We start from the raw sequence: 20,302 nt of genomic DNA, 5'->3' as shown, positions 1-20,302 counted from the left end.
ATGGCATACGCCTCGGGGCTTTCTGCTGTTTGCGCCGAAAACAAGTCGGCGATGATCTGCGGGCCTCATTGGTGACCGCCGTGCCGCTATCCGCATCAAACAGAACGGATCGAGCGAAAGAGTGTAAATCTATATGAAATCAATAACTTAATTAAAATTCAAGCGTGGCCGTGGACGTCGTTTGGCGCTAACAGGGCGGCTCATTCGACCTGTCGGGGGCGATGAAGCGCAATGGTGGCGCGGGGCGGCGAAAGCCGGTTCGCAAGCTGGGCTCCTCCATGTGCCCAGCGCAATGCTGCATGGTCGTACTGGATCGCTCTCCGATTTTCCTGTCGAACGGGAGAGCCGAGACGTGTTGCAACTGTTGAACTCCTTCAAGCGCGTGGCGCTGCGCATGGCGCGGATCCTGGCGCCTCTGGCCTTGATGGGGGCGGCCGGCGTTGCGGCGGCGGCGGATCTTCAGGTTTCCGACTACACCTGGTCGCCCGATCCCGTAGCGAACGGCGCGCAGACTAGCTTCACCATACGCGTGACGAACAATGGGCCGGGTTCGGTCGACGACGCTGTCGTGACCGTCGTGGTCCCCGCGCACTTCGTGGTGTGGCCGGGCGATCTGCCGTCCTATTGCGGCCTGACGGGTGCTGTCGGGAGCCAGACGCTGACGTGCGCCTTGCCGACTCTGGCGGCTGGGGATTTCAGCTTCGGCTTTGCCGCTGACGCGGTGGCGACGGGATCGCGCACGTCCACGGCGACGATCGCCAGCGACACCAATGTCGACAGCAACCCGCTCAACGACACGCTCGTGGTCTCGCCAGCGGTTCAGGCGGGGGCGGATATCTCTGTCCTCAAGGACGACGGGGAGCCGGACGGCTCCATCCCCGGCGGCGGAATCCTGACCTACACCCTCAACGTCACGAACAGCGGCCCGGACGCCACCGGCGCCATTCGGCTGATCGACAACCTGCCGGCGGCCAGCGATTTCGAATTCATGTCCGCTAGCGGCAGCCACTGGACCTGCGGCCACTCCGCCGGAATCGTGACGTGCGACTACACCGGACCGGCGACCATGGGGGCGTTGCCGCCGGTGAAGGTGACGGGGCGGGTGCTGGCGAGCGGCGGCACCATCACCAACAACGCCTTCGTCGAGCTGACCAGCCCGACGGTTTTGGACCCGGCGCCGAACGACAACACTGCGCCTCCGGTCATCACGACGATTGAACCGGGCGCGGACCTCGTTGCGCAAAAGTCCATGGCGTCGACCATTATCCGGGGCGACAGCACGACCATCACCTTAGGCGTGCGAAACATGGGACCGTTGACGGTGACCGGTGCGCTGATCGTCGATGAGATCGCGCCGGAGTTCGGGATCGGCTCGCTTCCCGCCGGCTGTTCGGCCGTGGGGCAGACGGTCACCTGCGTCGCGGGCGGCCTGTCTGTCGGCCAGGGCCAGAATTTCCAGATTCCCGTGACCGCGATCGCCGCGACGTCGGGCTCGGTCGTCAATTCGGTCAAGGTGACGCCGCCAGCCGGGGTGACGGATCCTGTGGGCGGCAACGACACGGCCAGCGCCGACTATCGCATCGCCGAGCCGAGCTCGGATCTGAGCATCGCCAAGACCAAGGGGCCGAACCCTGTGGCCGCCGGCGAGATCATGACCAGCGCCATCAGCGTCCGCAACAACGGGCCGTCTGTTCTTAACTATAGTCCCGCCAACCCGCTCCGGATCACCGACACGGTAACGGCGGATGAGACCTATGTGTCAGCGGATGCGCCTTGGGTCTGTTCGCAGACCGGGCTTGAGATCGTCTGTGAACTGGCGGGGCCGGGATCTCTGGTGGTGGGCGCGGACGCCGTTCTGTCGCTGAAGACGAGGGCGGGCAGCGGCATCGACCTGGACCTGTCCAACCGGGCCTGCACGGGCGCGACGGGGGGCTCGACGGCTACGCCCTTGGACCCCAACGTCGATAATGATTGCGCCACGGCGGGTTCGCGTTCGACGCCGAACGCCGCTGACCTGGCGATCGTCAAGGAGGTCGGTCTCAGCCCGACAGGCCCGTGGACTCAGACGCCGGACCTGCCGATCGCCGTCGCGGACAACGCCTTCTATATTCGCTTCACGGTCAGCAACCTGGGCGGCGATGTCGCGCGCACCGTGGTCGTCACCGACGACCTGCCGAACTTCATCAATGGCGGCGGCTTTATCACGGGCTTCGGCGTGGCGTCGGCGTCGCAGGGCGCGCCCGCCTATACGGCCGCGAACGGCCGTATCAGTTGGACCGTGACCGACCTGGCCGCCGGCGAGAGCGAAAGCGCCGTGGTCCGTATCGGTCGACCGGTCGAAAGCGGCCGCTTCGACAACGTTGCTCGCGTGACGTCGCCGGACACGACTGAGCTCAATCTGGCGAACAATCAGTCGACGGCCGCCTATGACATAGCGCCGATCACGGACATCACCCTGGACGCCAAGACCATTGCGCCCAACCCGGCGCAGGTGGGCGTGGTGGCGACCTACACCATCAGCGTTCGGGGCAAGGGGCCGAACCCGGCCGCGAGCGTGGTAGTCAAGGACGTCATCGATCCGGCGCGATTTGAGCTGATCGGGCCGCCGATCGCGACCAAGAGCGGGGCCACGTGCGTCAAGATCGATGCGAACGGCGAGATCACCTGTGACATGGGGACGATCAACCGCGGCCAGACCTATCAGATTCTGCAGCAGGTCCGGGCCCGCTTCCCCTTCGGCGGCGCCACCTCCGGCTTCCCGATCAGCCACGTCAACACGGCGACGGTGACGACGACCACGACGGAATCGAACACGAGCAACAATAGCGTGGAGCTGACCCACGACGTGTCCGCTCCGATCATGGACCTGGCCGTCACCAAGCAGGAGCCGAGCGCCGCCTTTGATCCGATGCCTTTCGGTTCGGAGCTGGTCTATGACCTGCGCGCCTCCAACTTCGGCCCGTCGCGCGCGGGCAATATCGTCATTACGGACATTCCCGCTCCGCCGGCCGGCTATACGATGAGCCTGTCGCGGTTCGAGGTGAACCCTGTGGGCGCCAACAGCGGCCTGACCCTTTACACGCCCCCGGCTCCGGCCTGCGTGACGGTCGGCGCCAACATCGAATGCCGCCTGCACGGGACCGATCCGGCGTTGAACTATCTGGACGAGCGTCGCCAGGTCGTTTTCCGCCTGCATATGGCGGTGACGGGTCCGGCGCCGACCGGGCCCATGACCTTCTCCAACAGCGCCGAGATCGTGTCGCTGGAGCAGGACAATACGACGGTGAGCCAGGCCGACCGCGAGCTGGCCAACAATACGGCGGTCCAGACGACGACGGTCCTGCCTGCGACGGATCTCGAGGTGGTCAGCAAGACCCGCGTCACGGATTCCCCGGTTCAGATCAACCAGCCGGTCGAGTATCGCATCGTGGTGCGCAACAACGGCGTCTCGCCGACGACACAGGTGCGCGTCACCGACCAATTGCCCAGCGGCTGGACCCGTGTGGGCGGCGAGACCGTCACGACCAGCGGTTCAGCGGCCGTTTCGGCGATGAATTGCTCGGGCACGAGCACCGTCCTGTGCGTGCTGGACGGCCTGTTCCCCGGCAACGGCGACGTCGTGACCCTGACGGTGTTCGCTAAGGCGGCCTATCCGTACGCTGGCGCGTTGGATGCGAATCTGATCAATACGGCTCGCATCGCTCCTGGGCGGGACGGCGATGGCGTGGAGATCAGCCGCGACACCGATCCGAACAACAACTCCAAGACCGAGACGACCCGTGTCGCCCAGTCCTCGATCGCGGGCGTGGTCTATCGCGACGACAATCTGAACGATGTGGTCGACAGCGGCGAAGGCATGGGCGGAGTCCGCCTGACGCTGACCGGAACCGATGTCTTCGGCAACGCCGTCACGGCGCGCGCCACGGATACGAACGCGACGGGCGCCTTCGTCTTCGATCGCCTGCCTGAAGGCGTCTACCAGATCGTGGAGACCCAGCCCGCCGGCGTATTCGATCGCAATGAGACCGTCGGCTCGGCGGGGGGCGTAGTGAACAACGCCGCCTACGGCAGCACGCCGGCGACCAACGTCATCGCGAACATTAACCTGCCCGCCGTCACCCAGGCGACGGGATATCTGTTCCAGGAGATCGGCGCCGCTCGGGTGTCGGGCTATGTCTATCGCGACGTGAACAACAACGGTTTGCGCGACGCGGGCGAGTCGGGTTTCGCGCCCGGCGACTTCGCCTCGACGCCGCATATCCGTCTGACGGGCGCTGACTATGCGGGCGGGGCGGTGAATCTGACCGCGTCGGTCGACGCCAACGGTCATTACGTCTTCAACTCCGTGCCGCCTTCGGGTGCGGCGGAGTACACGATCACGCAGCTGATCCAGCCCAATGGCGCGTCCGACGGCCTGGACGCCAACGGCGCGGGCGGCGTGATCCCCGGCTCCAGCGGTCGTCCGGCGCCGGAAGGCTTCGGCATCGGTCTCGTGGCGCCCAGCGCCGATCTGACCGAGCGCAACTTCGGCGAATTGCCGACCTCGACGCTGGGCGGCATGGTCTTCCTCGACCCGGACGCCGATGCGACGCGCGCGACGACGGAAACGACCGGCCTGGCCGGAGCGATCGTCCGACTGAGCGGGACCAACGACCTGGGGCAGGCGGTGGATTGCTCCATCACCACCACGGCCACGGGCCTGTACCGCTTCCCGAACGCAGCGGACGCCTCGCCGATCTGCCAGGTGCTGCGTCCCGGCGACTATCAGCTGGCGATCACGCCCGCGCCGGGTCTGACTCATACGGGCGCCTATGTCGGCGCCCTGGGCGGGACGTCGAACGGAGTGGCGGGGCCGAATGCGGCCTCGCCCGGCCTGACGGCGGTCAGCATCAGCGACGTCGTCGTCGTCGCCGGCTCGACCGCCTCCAACTATGACTTCGGCGGTACGGGCCAGGGGTTGAGCGGCTATGTCTATATCGATCGCGACGCCAGCGGCGTCCGCGATGCGGGCGAGGCCGGGATTCCGGGCGTGACCATGACCCTGTCGGGCGCGACGGCGAACGGTCAGAACGTCTGCGATCTGGCTGACTGCACGGCCGTCACCGATGCGACGGGCGGCTTTATCTTCCTAGGCGTTCCGGGGTCGGACGCGACCGGCTACACCCTGACCGAGCAGGCCCAGAACACGCCGCCCCTGTCGAACTTCTTCGATGGTCAGGAAGGCGTGGGCGGCGTCGGCGGCGAGGTCGGAAACGACGTCATCCGCGGCATCGTCCTGCCGACCGGCGGCCTGGGGGCCAACTACGCTTTCGGCGAACTGCCGGGCTCGCTGGCCGGCGGCGTCTTCATCGACGCCAATGACGACGGCGCGCGCCAACCCGGCGAGACCGCCGTGTCTGGCGTGACCGTCACCCTGTCGGGCGTGACGGCGGACGGTCAGGACATCTGCGCCTGGCGCGCGGCGCTCGACCCGGCCCAGACCTGCGTCGTCGTTACAGGCGCGGACGGCGCCTATCGGTTCGATGATCTGCCGAAGGGAACCTACGCCCTGACGGAAAGCCAGCCGACCCAGTTCGCCGACGGCCGTGAAGGCGTGGGCAGCGTCGGCGGCGTGGCGCCCAATACGGTGTTCGACGCCTCTGCGGCGGCCAACGCCATCACCGCCATCACGCTGGAGGCGGGCCAGAAGGGCGTGGACTATGTCTTCGGCGAACGCGCGGTGGTCATCACCGGCACGGTCTACAAGGATCCGCAGCGTGACGGCGTGAACGGCGGCGGCGAGCCTCCGATTCCCGGTGTGACGATCGAACTGGTCAAGGACGGCGTGGTCATCGCCACGACGACGACCGGACCGGACGGAACCTACAGCTTCATCGACCTGCCCGGCGGCGACTACACGGTCCGCGAGATCCAGCCCGACGGCTACGGCTCATCGACGCCCAATGAGGTGGCGGTGAATCTGACGCCGGGCGCCGCCCAGGTCGTGGACTTCGGCGAGACGGTCAGCAGCATCGCGGGCCATGTCTTCGTCGACGCCAATGACGACGGCGTGCGCCAGGCGGGCGAGGCCTCGATCGCGGGCGTGATCGTGACCCTGACGGGGACGGACGCGGCCGGTGAATCGGTCACGCGCACGGCGACGACGGACGCGACGGGCGAGTGGCGCATCGACGACCTGCTGGCTGGAAACTACCAACTGACGGAGGCCCAGCCTGAAGGCTTCGCCGACGGTCGCGATAGCGCGGGCTCGGTCGGCGGCCTGGTTGAGGTCGACGGCGATCGTATCCACAACATCGTCCTTCCGACGGGCGTGGACGCGACCGACTACGCCTTCGGCGAGCGGGGGCAGGGGTTGAACGGCACGGTCTATGTGGACGTGAACCTGGACGGCTCCAACGGGCCTGGGGACCGTCCTCTGGAAGACGTGGTGGTCGAACTGCGCAAGCCTTCGGGCGAACTGGTGGCCACGACGACCACCGGCCCGGACGGTTCCTACAGCTTCGGCGACATTCGCGGCGGCGACTACGTCGTGGTCGAGATTCAGCCGGAAGGTTACGGCGAGGGACCGGAGAACCCCTCCAATCGCGTGCCTGTGACCATCCGCCCCGATCAGACGCCTCCCACCGTCGACTTCGGCGAGCGGACAGGGGCGCTGTCGGGTCTGACCTACAACGACACCAACAACAACGGCGTCCACGACGCGAACGAGCCTGTAATCGGCGGCGTCACCCTGACGCTGACGGGAACGGATGCGCGCGGCGAAAGCGTCACCCGCACAGTCGTCTCAGGGCCCGATGGCGCCTATCGCTTCACCGATCTGCCGGGCGGCGCCTATACGGTCACGGAGACCCAGCCGGATGGCTATGACGACGGTCTCGACACGCCCGGCACGTCCGGCGGTCTGTCGGACGGCGGCGACGTCATCTCCGGCATCGTCCTGGCTCCCGCAGCCGAGGCGACCGGCTATCTGTTCGGCGAGCGCGGCGCGGATGCGGCCATCTCCGGCTCGGTCTGGATGGACGCCGACCATGACCGCGCACGCGGCGGCGGCGAGGCCCCTCAGTCCGACTGGACCGTGGAGCTGTTCCTGAATGACGTGCTGATGGACACGGTCCGTACCGGCGCCGACGGCGGCTACGCCTTCACCGGCGTGGCGCCGGGTTCGGGCTATGCGGTTCGCTTCCGCCATCCGCAGAACAATGCGGTCTACGGCGGCGCGCGTCCGAACGAGACCGGCGCGACCTTCGTCGACGGCGTCGTCTCGGCCTCGAACGCGGGCGGCGCGACGCTGAAGGATCGTGAACTGACGGGCGTTACTCTGCAGCCCGGCGCGACCGTCCCGCAGCAGTCCTTGCCGCTGGATCCCTGGGGCGTCGTCTATGACGCTGTCCGCCGGACCCCGGTACAGGGCGCGGTGGTCGAGATCAACGGTCCCGCCGGCTTCGATCCGGCCCAGCATCTGCTGGGCGGCTCGGGCTCCGCGCGCCAAACCGTCGACGCCCTCGGGTTGTATTACTTCCAGCTGCTCAATGCGGCTCCGGCGGGCGTCTACACCCTGTCTGTGACGCCGCCCAACGGCAGCTACAACCCGATCCAGCCGTCCAGCATCCTGCCGCCATGCGTCGGGCCGCTGACGGTCCATGCGACGCCGGACCCCATGCTGGTCTCGACCAGCAACGGCCCGCCGCCGGCGGGCACAGCTGAGAACTGCGCCACCGGCACGATGACGACCGGCTATGTCCTGTCGCTGAACCTGACGTCGGGCGTCTCGGCCAATGTCGTCAACAACAACATTCCTCTGGACCCGATCCTGGAGGGGGCGATCGAAGTCACCAAGACGACCCCGATGGTCAACGTCGTGCGCGGCGGTCTGGTCCCTTACGTCATCACGGCTCGCAATACGCTGGCCGGGACGGTGCCCGGCGTGACTTTGACGGATCGCACGCCGGCCGGCTTCCGCTATCGCGAGGGCAGCGCCCGCATCGACGGCGCGGCGGTTGAGCCGATCCAGAACGGCCGCCTGCTGACTTGGAACGACCTGACCTTCATGGCGGGCGAAACCAAGCGTCTGGAGCTGATCCTGGTGGTCGGCGCGGGCGTGGTCGAGGGCGAACACACCAACGTCGCCTTTGCGGTGAACCCGATCGTCGATCAGGTCATCTCCAACCTGGCCGAGGCCACGGTGCGGATGATCCCCGACCCGGACTTCGACTGCACCGACATTCTGGGCAAGGTGTTCGACGACCGGAACGGCAATGGCGTTCAGGACGACGGCGAACCGGGTCTGCCGGGGGTGCGTCTGGCGACCGCGCGCGGTCTGCTGATCACCACGGACGCCGAGGGCCGGTATCACATCACCTGCCCTATGATCCCGAACGAGGACCGCGGCTCCAACTTCATCGTGAAGCTGGACGACCGGACCCTGCCGACGGGCTACCGCGTCACCTCGGGCAACCCGGAAACGGTGCGCCTGACGCGCGGCAAGTTTGCCCGCCTGAACTTCGGAGCCGGCCTGCACCGCGTGGTCCGTCTGGACCTCAACGGCGAGGCCTTCGACGGCGAGACCCTGCGTCCGGAGTTCGCGCAGCAGTTCGAGGGCCTGATCGCGACCCTGGCCGAGCGTCCCTCGGTCCTGCGTCTGGCCTATGCCTCGCAAGGTGAAAGCGCGGATTTGATCAAGGACCGCGTGGCCCAGGTCCGTCGTCGGCTCCAGGACCGCTGGAACGACGAGCGCGGCCGCTACCGACTGGTCGTCGAAGAGGAGACCGTCGTCCTGTCCACCCCTCGTGAGGGAGGCGTGCAATGATCGGCGCGTCGAACAAGCTGCTGACCGCCCTGCTGATGGGCGGATCAGCCATCGCCCTCGCGACGGGTGTTCAAGCCCAGGACGCCGCCGCCAATGACCGTCAGGTCTATTGCGGGCGCGACACCGAGCGTCCCTGCGGTCCGGTGGCGGACGATGCGGCGCTGGAGCGTCGCGGCGTCGGCTCCAACCTGGAAGCGGCGGATCGCGGGGCGGCCGGGCCGTTCCGCGTCAGCATCGACGGGGAAGGGGAGGGCGGCGACGATCTGCGCGCCGATCGCCAGCGCCGTCAGGACATGGCCCTGGCTGAAGCGGACGTGCGGGTTCAGGCCACGGCCTTCGACGTGCGTCCGGTCCTAAGCATCGTCGCCGACCAGCCGGTGATCCGCGCCGGCGACGCCGTGCGCTTCTTCACCCTCAGCAACTATGCGGCCTATATCGACCGTGCCGAGGTTCGCATCTTCCGCGCTGATCAGAGCGTCGAGGCCACGCCTCTGACCGTCATTCCGGCGCGTCTAGGCGAGCCGGTGCTGTGGACGACCGAGCGGGATCAGCCGGGCGAGCATCGCTATCGCTATGTGTTGCGCGTCTATGACGCCGAAGGACGCTACGACCAGACTTCGGCCCTGACGCTGGACGTGACCCATGCGGTTAATGTCGCCAAGCCGGACATCCATGCAGGGCTTCTGTTCGAGAACATGCGCGTCGTCGACGCCATCTCGGTCAAGGGCGCCGCCGTCACCATCAGCGGCGAGGTCGAGGACGCTGCAACCCGCGTCACCGCCTTGGGGACCGTGGTTCCGGTCGACCGCACGGGCCGCTTCATGGTCCAGCAGATCGTCCCCGCCGATACCGCCGCCGTCGCCGTTCAGGTGGCGCGTCCCGGTCAGGCCCCGGTCGATCTGGTGCGCGAGATCGTCCTGCCGCGCACCGACCGCTTCTTCGTCGGCATCGCCGACATCACGGCGGGCAGCCGCAGCTTCGACGCCGCCAAGCATGAACTGCTGGGCGATGCGGGCGATCACCGCAACGACTTCGTCGACGGCCGTCTGGCCTTCTACTTCAAGGGCGTGGTGAAGAACGACTGGCGCCTGACGGCCTCGGCGGACACCGGCGAGCAGCCGCTGAAGAGCCTGTTCGACGGCTTCCTGGAAAAAGACCCGCGCTCGCTGCTGCGCCGCATCGACCCGGAGATGCACTATCCGGTCTATGGCGACGACTCGGTCACGGTCGAGGACGCCCCGACCTATGGCCGCTTCTATGTGCGGGCCGAGAATGAGAACACCGACGCCATGTGGGGCGTGTTCCAGAGTCGTCTGGGCGGCAATGAGCTGATCCGTCACCAGCGGACCCTCTACGGCGCCAATCTGGACTGGCGCAGCGATGCGGTGACCGCGACCGGCGAGCGTCGCACCGAGGTCACCGCCTTCGCCGCCGACCCCGGCACAGTGGCCAGCCGTGAGGACTTCGCCTCGACCGGGGGTTCGGTCTACTTCTTCCGCAACCGCGACATCGCGCCGGGCTCGGAGCGGGTCTTCCTGGAAGTTCGCGACAAGGATTCCGGCCTGGTGCTGGAGCGTCAGGAACTGATCGCCGCCCGCGACTATGAGGTGAACTACCTTCAGGGCCGGGTCATCATGCGCAACCCGCCGCCGATGACGGCGGACTCGAATAGCTTCGTGTCCCAGTCGTCGCTGGCCGGGAACCCGGTCTGGGTCGTGGCTGCCTATGAGTACTCGCCGGGCCTGACCCGTCCCGAAGCCTTCACCACGGGCAGCCGGGCGCAGCACTGGTTGACGGACCGTCTGCGCGTGGCCGGCAGCGCCTATCACCAGGGCGAGGATCAGGCGTCGCAGGATCTGTTCGGCGCCGACCTGCTGTACCAGCACGCGCCCAACAGCTTCGTGAAGCTGGAGTTCGCCCAGGCCGACGGGCCCGGCGACGGCGCCTTCCTGTCGTCCACCGGCGGCTATGACTTCACCAAGGTCCAGACCGAGACGGACAAGGCCAACGCCGTCAGCCTGACCTTCGCCGGTCAGCTGGACGAACTGGGACTGGAGCGCGACGGCCGCTTCGGCGGCTACTGGAAGACGCGCGAGGCGGGCTTCTCGGCCGCCGGCGAGCTGACCTTCGGCGAGACCTTGGATCAGTACGGCGGCGTCTTCGACATGGCGCTCAGCGACACGGTTCGCCTTCAGGCCAAGGGCGACGTCACCGACGGCCGCCTGACCGAGCGCCACGCGGTCGAGGTCGGCCTGCGTCGCGAAACGGCGGCGGGCTGGTTCGGCTCGATCGGCGTCCGTTCGGACAAGCAGCAGGGCCAGCGCACGCCCTACAGCCCGCTGTACGTGCCGCCGCCTAGCGAGGGCACGCGGACCGACGCGGCCGTCTCGGTCGGCTACCGCCACACGCCGAACCCTGAGACCCCGAACGTCGAACAGCGCGACGCCCCCTGGGCCGTCTGGACCTTTGCCCAGGCGACGCTGGACCACGACGGTGGCCGGGAATCGAACGACCGCTTCGGCCTCGGCGGCGAATATCAGGTCCACGACCGGCTCAGGTTCAAGGGCGAGGTCTCGGGCGGCGACATGGACTTCGGCGCCGATGTGCGGGCTGACTTCGCCATGACGGATCGCGGCAGCCTTTATCTGGGCTATGCCCTGGCCGGCGAGAACCCGGACGCCATGACCGGCGGTCGCCTGGGTCGCCTGACCGGCGGCGCGCGTCAGCAGATGGGCGAGAAGACCAGCTTCTTCGCCGAGCAACGCTATGACCACGGCGACGGCCCGACCGGCTGGACCCAGGCCTATGGCGTGGACTTCAGCCCCATCGAGGCCTGGACCTTCGGCGCGCGCTACGAGACCGGCTCTCTGGCGGACGCCCTGGGTCAGGAGATCGACCGCATGGCCATCGGCGCCACTGCCGACTATGGCAGCGACCGCCTGCGCTGGGCCTCGGCGCTGGAGTACCGCAAGGACGAGGGCGACACGGTCGGCGAGCGCACCACGGTCGCCACCCGCAACCAGGTCACTTACAAGGCCACGCCGTCGCTGCGCCTGTTCGCCAAGGCCAACATCTCCCTGTCCAACTCGGATCAGGCGATGGCCATGAACGCCGACTACTATGAGCTGGCGCTGGCCGGGGCTTATCGCCCGGTCGACAACGACCGGCTGAACCTGCTGGCCAAGTACACCTATCTGGCCGACCTGCCGTCGCCGGCTCAGGTGGACGCCCTGGGTCAGTCGCTGGACTATGCCCAGCGCAGCCACATCGCCGCGATCGACGGCACCTATCAGGTCACGCCGCGTCTGGCGGTTGGGGCCAAGGTCGCCTGGCGTCTGGGTGAGCTGCGCACCTCGCGTGATGAAAGCGCGCCCTGGTTCGACAGCGAGGCGGTCTTCTGGGCCGTGCGCGCCGACTATCAGATCGTCCGCCGCTGGGACGTCCTGGTCGAGGTGCGCGAGCTGTCGATCAAGGAGGCTCACGACAGCCGTCTGGGCGCTTTGGTCGGGGTCTACCACCATTTCGGTGATCACGTGAAGCTGGGCCTAGGCTACAACTTCACCGACTACTCCGATGATCTGGGCGACCTCAGCTATGACGAACGCGGCTGGTTCGTGAACCTGATCGGCAAGTTCTGAGGCGATAGGGTCGCCTGGAGCGGAAGCGCAGGCTTCCGTTCCGGGGGCGTTGTCAGAAGCGGAAGGCCGCCTTGACCCAGAACTTGTCGCCCTGGGGGCGGTTCTCGGCGTGGAACTCGTGCTGCCACTGGGCGGTGACGGGGACGTTGCCGACGACGTAGCGGACCAGGGGGCCGAGGGCGAAGGCTTCGCCGCGCACGCCATCGGGGCCGACGCGGGCGCCGCCGATCTTGTCGTCGGTGGTCTGGCGGTAATAGTAGCCTGTCAAGCCCAGCGTCAGCTTGCCGGTGGTGTAGGCCACCGCCGCGTCGGTGTGCAGGCTTTGGCCCGACCTGTAGTCGGTGTCGTCATTGGTGGTGTTGAAGTCGTACATCACCTTGGCGGACGCTTCCCAACCGCCGCCGGGCTGGGCGTAGGTGGCGGCGAAGACCGGCTCGAACGTCCAGTAGTTACGGCCGATGTTGGCCAGATCGCCGGCCTTGTAGTCGCCGGTAGGAATGAACGCATCGACGGTGGCGACCAGGTTCCAGTCGCCCTTCTTCCAGCCCAGCACCAGGGGGCTGACGATGATGTCGCCCAGGCCGAAATTACTCTGGCTCCGACCGCCCGCCTTCACGTCCAGATTGACGACCGGGATCAGGGCGTGGGCGGCGACCGTGGCGCCCAGGAAGGTCTTGTCGCTGACGTGGACCACGCGGGCGATGTTGGCGAAGGCGTTGAGCGAGAAGTCCGGGACCAGGTTGTCGCCGTCCCCGTCGTTCAGGCGGTCGGCGGTGTAATAGTTGGTGTAGGTCAGCAGATAGGTTCCGGGCGGCGGCAGTTGCGCCACGCCGATGGATTCCGCGCCGTCGGCATAGGCCGTGCCGCGCGTTTCGCCAGCCTGGGCGGCGCCTGCGATCCCGATGGCCAGGCCTGCGGCCATCACGGCGGTGGTGATTTTCAGTGTCTTCATTGTCGTTCCCTCCCTTGGATATTCTCGGGTGCAGGCCGCCGACCGGCGCAAATGCGCCGGTCGGAAACCCGCTCGGTTTTGGGTTGAGCCGCGCCCCCTCAGACGCGGCGTTTCGGCGTCAGATCTTGCGGAACAGGGGCGAGCGCGCCGTCGCCTCGGCGTCGCCCGCCGTCAGGAACCGTTCCATGAAGATGTCCCGCTCGAACAGGCGGCCCTTCATCAGGGCGGTGACGCCCGCCTCGATCATCGGCGGCGGCCCGCACAGGTAGGCCTGACAGCCGCTGAACCGTCCTTCGAACAGCCGTTCGGCCGCCTCATGGACGTATCCGATCTCGCCGTCCCAGACGTCGTCGGCCTCGGGCTGCGAGACGGCGGGGACATAGCGGAAGTTGTCGTGCTCGGCCTCCAGCCGACGGAACAGGTCGCCGAAGTGCAGGTCGCAGGGGCGCCGTCCGCCGTGCAGCAGGGTGATCGGCTCGGAATAGCCCTGTTCCAGCAGGTCCAGGATCATGCCCTTGGGACTGGACAGGCCCGAGCCGCCCGCCAGGAAGATCAGCGGCTTCTCGGCCGAGCGGCGGACGTAGAAGCGGCCCATCGGCCCGGTGAACGCCAGCCGGTCGCCGGTCTTCAGTTCGTCGTGCAGCCAGGCGGTGCCGGCGCCGCCGGGCACGCGACGGACGTGCAGTTCGATCAGGTTCGGCTCGGCCGGGCTGCTGGCGATGGAGAAGGCGCGGGCGCCCTCTATGCCCGGCAGGCGCAGGTTGACGTACTGGCCCGCCTGAAAGTCGATCCCCGCGCCGTCCAGACGCAGCCACAGGGCCATGATGTCCGGGGTGATCATCTCGCGATGTTCGACCTGTCCGACATAGTCGTCGACGGTGATGCGGCGGGCGTCTTCATCCTCATCGACGTCGGCCTCGATGACCGTGTCGGCCAGCAGCATGGCGCTGCAGGCCAGGGTCTTGCCGTCGTCGCGCTCGAAATCCATCAGGGCGAAGGGGGAGGCGCCGCCGTGATCGACCTCGCCTTCCAGCACCTTGACCTTGCAGGTGCCGCACAGGCCGTGGCCGCAGGCGTGGGGCAGCCAGACGCCGGCCCGAAGGCAGGCGTCCAGCAGGGTCTGACCGGGCGCGACCTCAACGGTCTCGCCGATCGGTTCGATGGTCAGGGTCGGCATCGGCGTATCCTCAGGCCGTGGCGGACGGGCCGGTCCAGAAGCGGATCAGCGACTTGTGGCCGACGCCCTGATCGGCCAGCGACAGGGTCGGATCGGGCGTCCAGTCGGCGCCGTCCAACATCCAGCGGGCCTTGGACAGGTCGACCTCGGCCCATTCCGGATCCACCGCATAGAGAGACGGCAGGATCTCGCCGGTCAGGGCGGCGAAGGGCGTCTGCGGCGGCAGGGGCAGGGTGATCGCCGAGCAGAAGTTCAGATGCTCCTCCCAGTGGACATAGACCAGCTGGGCGCCGTTGAAGTTTTCGACCCGGTCGCGGACGGGGCCGGTGTAGCCGGGGTGCAGGCTTGCGGTGGCCATGGGCTGTCCTCCTTATTCCGCTGCGACCGGGACGACGGGGCGACGCCCTTCCATCCAGCGGTTCCACTGGGCCTCTTCAGGGGATCCGGCGTAGTCCATGTTATCGGCACCCTGATTGATGTGATACCAGTCCAGCACCTCGGGCAGGGTCGCTCCGCCGCAGTTGCCCTGGAAGATCTGGTGCACCGGCAGCCAGGCCTGGGCGTACTTCTCCGGCTCGTGGTCGAAGATGTCCTTGCAGCCGTCCGAACAGGTGTGGAACTTGTCGCCGCCGTGCTCCGAGACGCGGAAGCTGATGGTGTTCGGATCGCCGACCTCGGTGAAGGCCATCGGGATCTGGCAGACCTGACACAGCTGGGGCAGGCCGTCGTTGTAGAAGCGCTTTCCTTCCTCAGCCTGCTCGCGCCACTTGCGATAGCGCGGCTCATAGTGCTGGGCGAAGGTGTCGGGATACTTCTCGCGCAGCCAGGCCATGTGGGCCTCGTCGATGTCCCAGGTGTGCATGCCGGCGGCGTGGGTGTAGTTGTAGAAGATGCCCCACGCCTGGTGCGTCATGTGGCCCTTTTCGGCCTTGGCGACGTCGGCGTATTTCGGCTCGCGGATGCCATAGCGGGCCAGGTCGGCGAACAGGGCGCCGCCCGCCTGCTCATAGTAGGTCTCCCACGCCTCGCCCCAGGACATGACCTTCTTGGGCAGCATGTAGTCCATCATCATGCCGACCAGCGACAGCAGGCGGTAGCCCCGCCAGAACCACTTGTCGATCCAGCCCTGGACGATCGGCACATTGGCCTCGTCCTGTTCCAGCAGGAAGCGGACGGCCTCGAGGCCCAGCGTCATGTGGCGGCTCTCGTCCGACTGGGCCGAGAAGCCGAACGTCACCGTCGCCATGTCGCCGTTATAGGCCGCGCCCGACATGAAGGGCACGAACAGCAGATTGGTCAGGACGTATTCGAAGGCGAAGCTGATCGCCGTCATGAACTCGAACGGCCCGGCGCTGGTCGCGTCGTCGAAGAAGGACTTGGGCACCGACAGATACCACAGGCGGTCGTGCATGTGGGTGAAGTCGTGGATGCCGTCGAAATACTTGTTGTAGTGGCTGATGGTGTGGATCTGCGTCTGGCAGTGACGCAGTTCGTCGATCGACTGCATCTGCGCCGCCACGCGCAGGCCCGCGCCCGGCAGGTGCCGCGCCAGGTGGGCGAAGTGGCGGTGCGCCTGATATTCCAGCGGCGTCACGCCCTGGATGAACAGCTTGACCGCGTTCAGATAGCGGGCGTCGGTGATGCCCAGCTGGCCGTTGTTCTGGGCCATGGAGTCGATGACGGCGTAGAGCTTGCGCTCCTTCTCCGCCTGGAACTTCCAATAGGCGTCCATGGTCAGCTTGAAGGGGTCTTCCCAGGCGTCCCAGTCGTGGATCTTGATCCCCTCGTATTTGGCGAAGGGGAAGATGTCGTCGGCCTTCTGATAGGTCGGACCCCAGTCCAGACCGCGCGTATAGGCGCCGTATTTCTGCTTCAGGCTCAGTTTGCGGGGGGGTGTCATGCCTACCTCCAGAAAATGGCGAAGACGCCGTCATCCTCGTCCACCGAACCGGACAGGGAGATGACGCTGAGATGGATTTCCTGCGGATCCCAGTCGCGGCCCAGACGCTCGGAGACGCTCTCGGCGCGGATCTCCAGGCGGCCGGGGCAGTCGATCTTGGTCATGGCGGGGAAGGGGTTGCTCTTGGCTTCGGGATTGTCGGCCAGGATGGCCTCGACGATGGCGAAGCCGTCCTGGGTGTTCTGCAGGGTGATGGAGACGGGTTTGGTCATGCCGCCATCTCCCGCGCTTCCAGGGCGTTCAGTCCGACCATCCGTTCACGCAGGCGCGCGCCGACCGCATCGACGCCGGCGTCGCCTTCGGCGCCCAACACCATGGCGGCGAGGGGGCGGACGGCTTCTTCGGCGCGGGCGGACCAGCGCTCGAACCATTCGCCCAAAACGATGCGGTTGGCCTCGGACTCTGCGGCGGCGGCCTTGATGACGGCGTCGGTCCAGCGGCTGTTGTCGGCGTACCAGTCGCCCAGGAAGCCGGTCATCATCGAGAAGGCGGCGCCGTTGTGCGCCGCGCCCGCACGGTCGAAGGCGCCCGTCGCCAGCGGATAGATGTAGCCGTCCAGCACGATCAGCTGGGCGACATAGAGCTCGAACCAGTCATGGACGACCAGCTGGTCTTCGGCCAGGCGGCGCAGGGGTTGCCAGACGTCGGCCTCCAGCCATTGGGTCTTGGCTTCCTTCAGGGCGCTTTCCGTGCCCTGACCCAGCAGCAGGCCGATGCGCGAGATGACCTGGGCGATGCCAAGGCGGTCGGCCCCGCAGAAGGCCGCCGCCGAGGTGATCTGCGTCCCATAGCCCCAGTCGGCGATCAGCTGGCAGTTCATGTTCGCCGCCCATTCCACATGGCGCAGCGGCAGCAGCCAGGCGGCGAACAGGTCGCGCCATTCCGGGGCGACATCGGCGATCAGGTCGCGCTTCTCGACGAAGTTCACGGCGTCGTCGAACGACTGCTGCATGGCCGCGCGGCTGATGTTGTAGGAGGCGTAGTAGAACTGGCGCGGATCGCGGAAGACGTACCAGTCGTTCATCACGATGCGGGTGCGGCGCGGGTCGTACAGTTCGAACTGCGGCGTATAGGTCGGCCGATAGTGGAAGTTGACCACCGGCTGCACGTCATAGGTCGCCTCTTCATAGCGCGAGGCGGGCTTGTCGACGCCGAAGCGCCGCGCGATGTGCGAGAAGGTATGACGCCGCGGCGTGATCGCCTCGGCCTGGATGTCGATGTTCATTGGGGCGCTCCAACAGGTTCGAGGGCGGCGCCGTCCTTGACGAGGCGCAGCACGGCGTGGCTGGCGGCGGGATCGGCGGCGGTCACCAGGCAGCCGTTTTCAAGGCAGAACTCCTTGAAGGCGGCGCGCGGCAGGACCAGTTCGACGCTCAGGTCGGGGTCGCCGTAGATGAAGTCGAACTCCACGATGCCGTTGTCCGTCACATGGCGGACGACGGTCTGGAGCTTGGGTCGGCTGCCCGGAACCGGGCAGGGTCGCGTGATCGGGCTGGGCGCCGCTGTCATGGTCGTTTCCTGGGTTGGGCCGCTTTGGCGCGGCTCGTTGCTTGTCCCTGAAACGAAGACTGTCGGAGGGTCTGATAATGGGCCAATACAAAAAGGGCAGGGTCTGATGCCTTTTGGTTATTGCCTTGCGGCCGGGCGTCAGGCTCTGATGTTGGAATGAAACGCTCGCCGATGCCGGAACCCCTGCCGCGCGCCGTCCTTTCGGGCGTCGATGTGCGGCGTTTGCGCTATTTTCTTGCCGTGGCCGAAGAACTGCACTTCGGCCGGGCGGCGGAGCGGCTTTACATCGCCCAGCCCGCCCTCAGCCGTCAGATCGCTAGCCTTGAGAACGCCATCGGCGCCCTGTTGTTCGACCGCAGCCGCAGCGTCATCCAGCTGACCCCGGCGGGCGAGGCCCTGCTGCCGCGCGCCCGCGATATTCAGGCGCGGGTGGCCGACGCCGTGCGCGTGGCGCGCCGCGCGGCCGAGGGGCTGGTCGGGGTGATCCAGGTGGGCTTCGTCGGCTCGGCGACCTTTTCCATCCTGCCGGGCGTCTTCAACGCCTATCGCGAACAGTATCCCGAGGTCGAACTGGTGCTGCACGCCATGAACACGGCCGAGCTGCGGGTGGCGCTGCGCGACCGTTCCATCGACGTGGCCTTCGCCCGCCCCGGCATTCAGGATCCCGACATCGTCAGCGAAGTGGTCCAGCGCGAGCCGCTGATCGTGGCCCTGCCCGACACTGACGTCCTGGCCGAACAGAGCCACATCGCCCTGGCCGATCTGGCGGTGCGGCCCTTCATCCTTTACCCGCGCCAGCCCCGGCCCAGCTTCGCCGACCATGTGCTGGACCTGTGCCGCGCCGAGGGCTTCACCCCCGAGATCGCTCAGGAGACGCTGGAGATTCAGACCGCTCTGTCGCTGGTGTCGGTGGGGGCGGGGGTGTCGCTCGTGCCGGAATCGACCTCGGAGGCTCAATTGCACGGCGTCGCCTATCGCCCTCTGCTGGGCGAGGAGCGGGAGACGCAGCTGAGCCTGGCCTATCTGCGCGACAATCGGTCCTCGGTGCTGGGCGGCTTCTGCGCCCTGGTGCGCGAACGCACCCGCAGCCAGATCAGGCCGCGAGGAAGCTGAGCACGGCGTCGGCGAAGAGGTCGGGCTGTTCGACGTTCGACAGATGGGCGCCGTCCAGCACCTTCAGCTGGGCCTCGGGGATGGCCTTCACCAGGGCGGCGGCGTGTTCGGGCGGGGTGGCCGGATCCGCGGCGCCCGAGATGACCAGCGTCGGCGTCGTTATCAGTCCGCCCAGCCGTCTTAAGTCCATGTCGCGGATGGCGGCGCAGCACCCGGCGTAACCCTGCGGCGAGGTAGCCAGAAGCCCGGCCTCGATGACGGCGACCGGATCGGGCGCGCGGGCGGCGAAGTCCGGCGTGAACCAGCGCGCGACCGAGGCCGCCGCCAGCGGCGCCATCCCCTGCGACAGGGCGCTGGCGATGCGTGCATCCCAGGCCGAGGGCGGCCCCATGAAGGCCGAGGTGTTGGCCAGCACCAGCCGCTCCAGCCGTTCGGGCGCACGCACCCCCATCCACTGACCGACCATGCCGCCCAGCGACAGGCCGCAGAAGGCGACGCGCTCAAGCGACAGCGCGTCCAGCAACTCCACCACGTCGCGGCCCAGCCGGTCGAGACCATAGGCGCCCGCAGGCGCGTCCGAGGCGCCATGCCCCCGGTTGTCATAGCGTAGCACCCGGAACCGGGCGGCGAAGGCGGCCATCTGGGCGTCCCACATCTCCATCCGCGTGCCCAGAGAGTTGGACAGCAGCAGCACGGGCGCGTCTTCAGGGCCGTCGAAGCGATAGGCCAGACGGCAGCCGTCGCCGAGCGTGACGTATTGCTCGCTCATACCCGCTCCACGATCATGCCGATGCCCTGACCGACGCCGATGCACATGGTGCACAGGGCGTAGCGGCCGCCGGTGCGGTGAAGCTGCTCCACCGCCGTCATGACGATGCGGGCGCCCGACATCCCAAGCGGATGGCCCAGTGCGATGGCGCCGCCGTTGGGGTTTAGGCGCGGATCGCGCGGATCGACCTGAAGCTCCTGCAACACGGCCAAGGCTTGCGCGGCGAAGGCCTCGTTGAGCTCGATGACGTCCATGTCGGCCATGCTCAGGCCGGTGCGGGCGAACAGTTTGCGCGTCGTCTCGACCGGGCCGACGCCCATGATGCGCGGCGCCACGCCCGAGGCCGCCATGGCGACGACGCGGGCGCGCGGCGTCAGG

Annotated in this window: 11 protein-coding genes and 1 pseudogene; 3 read left to right on the top strand and 9 right to left on the bottom strand. The window is 67.4% G+C overall.

Going from position 1 to position 20,302, the window contains the following annotated elements:
* Positions 1–352 precede the first annotated feature (352 nt).
* Both BDIM_RS03730 and BDIM_RS03725 read left to right on the top strand, forming a co-directional pair.
* Positions 353–8,806 carry an SdrD B-like domain-containing protein gene (locus BDIM_RS03730; protein ID WP_169312121.1) on the top strand — a complete coding sequence of 2,818 codons (8,454 nt, stop codon included), beginning with the start codon at positions 353–355 and terminating at the stop codon, positions 8,804–8,806.
* Positions 8,803–12,444, top strand: coding sequence for a hypothetical protein (locus BDIM_RS03725; protein WP_003164241.1), 3,642 nt, complete (start codon positions 8,803–8,805; stop codon positions 12,442–12,444). Before BDIM_RS03730 ends, BDIM_RS03725 begins: the two co-directional genes overlap by 4 nt.
* 52 nt (positions 12,445–12,496) lie before the next feature.
* Here the strand turns inward: BDIM_RS03725 and BDIM_RS03720 are convergent, their stop codons facing one another.
* The 7 genes from BDIM_RS03720 to BDIM_RS17400 all read right to left on the bottom strand — a co-directional run bounded on the left by BDIM_RS03720 (position 12,497) and on the right by BDIM_RS17400 (position 18,042).
* Positions 12,497–13,396 carry a SphA family protein gene (locus BDIM_RS03720; protein WP_003164240.1) on the bottom strand — a complete coding sequence of 300 codons (900 nt, stop codon included), beginning with the start codon at positions 13,394–13,396 and terminating at the stop codon, positions 12,497–12,499.
* A gap of 118 nt (positions 13,397–13,514) precedes the next feature.
* Complete coding sequence (locus tag BDIM_RS03715; protein ID WP_003164239.1) at positions 13,515–14,573, bottom strand: NADH:ubiquinone reductase (Na(+)-transporting) subunit F; 1,059 nt, start codon at positions 14,571–14,573, stop codon at positions 13,515–13,517.
* A 10-nt stretch (positions 14,574–14,583) separates the two neighbouring features.
* Positions 14,584–14,931: a phenol hydroxylase subunit P4 gene (locus BDIM_RS03710; protein WP_003164238.1), complete on the bottom strand. Its 348-nt coding sequence runs from the start codon at positions 14,929–14,931 to the stop codon at positions 14,584–14,586.
* Positions 14,932–14,943: 12 nt separating this feature from the next.
* Positions 14,944–16,473: an aromatic/alkene/methane monooxygenase hydroxylase/oxygenase subunit alpha gene (locus BDIM_RS03705; RefSeq protein ID WP_003164237.1), complete on the bottom strand. Its 1,530-nt coding sequence runs from the start codon at positions 16,471–16,473 to the stop codon at positions 14,944–14,946.
* A 2-nt stretch (positions 16,474–16,475) separates the two neighbouring features.
* Positions 16,476–16,745: an MmoB/DmpM family protein gene (locus BDIM_RS03700; protein WP_003164236.1), complete on the bottom strand. Its 270-nt coding sequence runs from the start codon at positions 16,743–16,745 to the stop codon at positions 16,476–16,478.
* Entirely contained in the window at positions 16,742–17,758 is a 1,017-nt protein-coding gene (locus BDIM_RS03695) for a ferritin family protein (RefSeq protein WP_003164235.1), read from the bottom strand. Before BDIM_RS03695 ends, BDIM_RS03700 begins: the two co-directional genes overlap by 4 nt.
* Entirely contained in the window at positions 17,755–18,042 is a 288-nt protein-coding gene (locus BDIM_RS17400; RefSeq protein ID WP_050796590.1) for a phenol hydroxylase subunit, read from the bottom strand. Before BDIM_RS17400 ends, BDIM_RS03695 begins: the two co-directional genes overlap by 4 nt.
* A gap of 156 nt (positions 18,043–18,198) precedes the next feature.
* Between BDIM_RS17400 and BDIM_RS03685 the strand changes: the two genes are divergently transcribed.
* On the top strand, positions 18,199–19,155 hold the full coding sequence (locus BDIM_RS03685; protein WP_003164233.1) for a LysR family transcriptional regulator: 957 nt from the start codon (positions 18,199–18,201) through the stop codon (positions 19,153–19,155).
* Here BDIM_RS03685 and pcaD read toward each other — a convergent pair.
* Together pcaD and BDIM_RS03675 are read right to left on the bottom strand one after the other, a co-directional pair.
* Positions 19,136–19,924, bottom strand: coding sequence for a 3-oxoadipate enol-lactonase (gene pcaD / locus BDIM_RS03680; RefSeq protein ID WP_003164231.1), 789 nt, complete (start codon positions 19,922–19,924; stop codon positions 19,136–19,138). The two genes, BDIM_RS03685 and pcaD, sit on opposite strands and share 20 nt — an antisense overlap.
* Positions 19,921–20,302 (bottom strand): annotated as a pseudogene (locus BDIM_RS03675) (3-oxoadipyl-CoA thiolase); the annotation flags it as partial. The gene pcaD and the pseudogene BDIM_RS03675, both read right to left, overlap by 4 nt.

The organism is Brevundimonas diminuta ATCC 11568, from assembly GCF_000204035.1.
In the GTDB taxonomy this organism is placed as follows: domain Bacteria; phylum Pseudomonadota; class Alphaproteobacteria; order Caulobacterales; family Caulobacteraceae; genus Brevundimonas; species Brevundimonas diminuta.
This window is presented reverse-complemented; position numbering and strand designations above follow the sequence as displayed.

Bases quoted from the DNA above. Each gene is read 5' to 3' on its own strand.
- BDIM_RS03725 (WP_003164241.1), top strand. From the start codon at position 8,803: ATGATCGGCGCGTCGAACAAGCTGCTGACCGCCCTGCTGATGGGCGGA.
- BDIM_RS03720 (WP_003164240.1), bottom strand. From the start codon at position 13,396: ATGAAGACACTGAAAATCACCACCGCCGTGATGGCCGCAGGCCTGGCC.
- BDIM_RS03715 (WP_003164239.1), bottom strand. From the start codon at position 14,573: ATGCCGACCCTGACCATCGAACCGATCGGCGAGACCGTTGAGGTCGCG.
- BDIM_RS03710 (WP_003164238.1), bottom strand. From the start codon at position 14,931: ATGGCCACCGCAAGCCTGCACCCCGGCTACACCGGCCCCGTCCGCGAC.
- BDIM_RS03705 (WP_003164237.1), bottom strand. From the start codon at position 16,473: ATGACACCCCCCCGCAAACTGAGCCTGAAGCAGAAATACGGCGCCTAT.
- BDIM_RS03700 (WP_003164236.1), bottom strand. From the start codon at position 16,745: ATGACCAAACCCGTCTCCATCACCCTGCAGAACACCCAGGACGGCTTC.
- BDIM_RS03695 (WP_003164235.1), bottom strand. From the start codon at position 17,758: ATGAACATCGACATCCAGGCCGAGGCGATCACGCCGCGGCGTCATACC.
- BDIM_RS17400 (WP_050796590.1), bottom strand. From the start codon at position 18,042: ATGACAGCGGCGCCCAGCCCGATCACGCGACCCTGCCCGGTTCCGGGC.
- BDIM_RS03685 (WP_003164233.1), top strand. From the start codon at position 18,199: ATGAAACGCTCGCCGATGCCGGAACCCCTGCCGCGCGCCGTCCTTTCG.
- pcaD (WP_003164231.1), bottom strand. From the start codon at position 19,924: ATGAGCGAGCAATACGTCACGCTCGGCGACGGCTGCCGTCTGGCCTAT.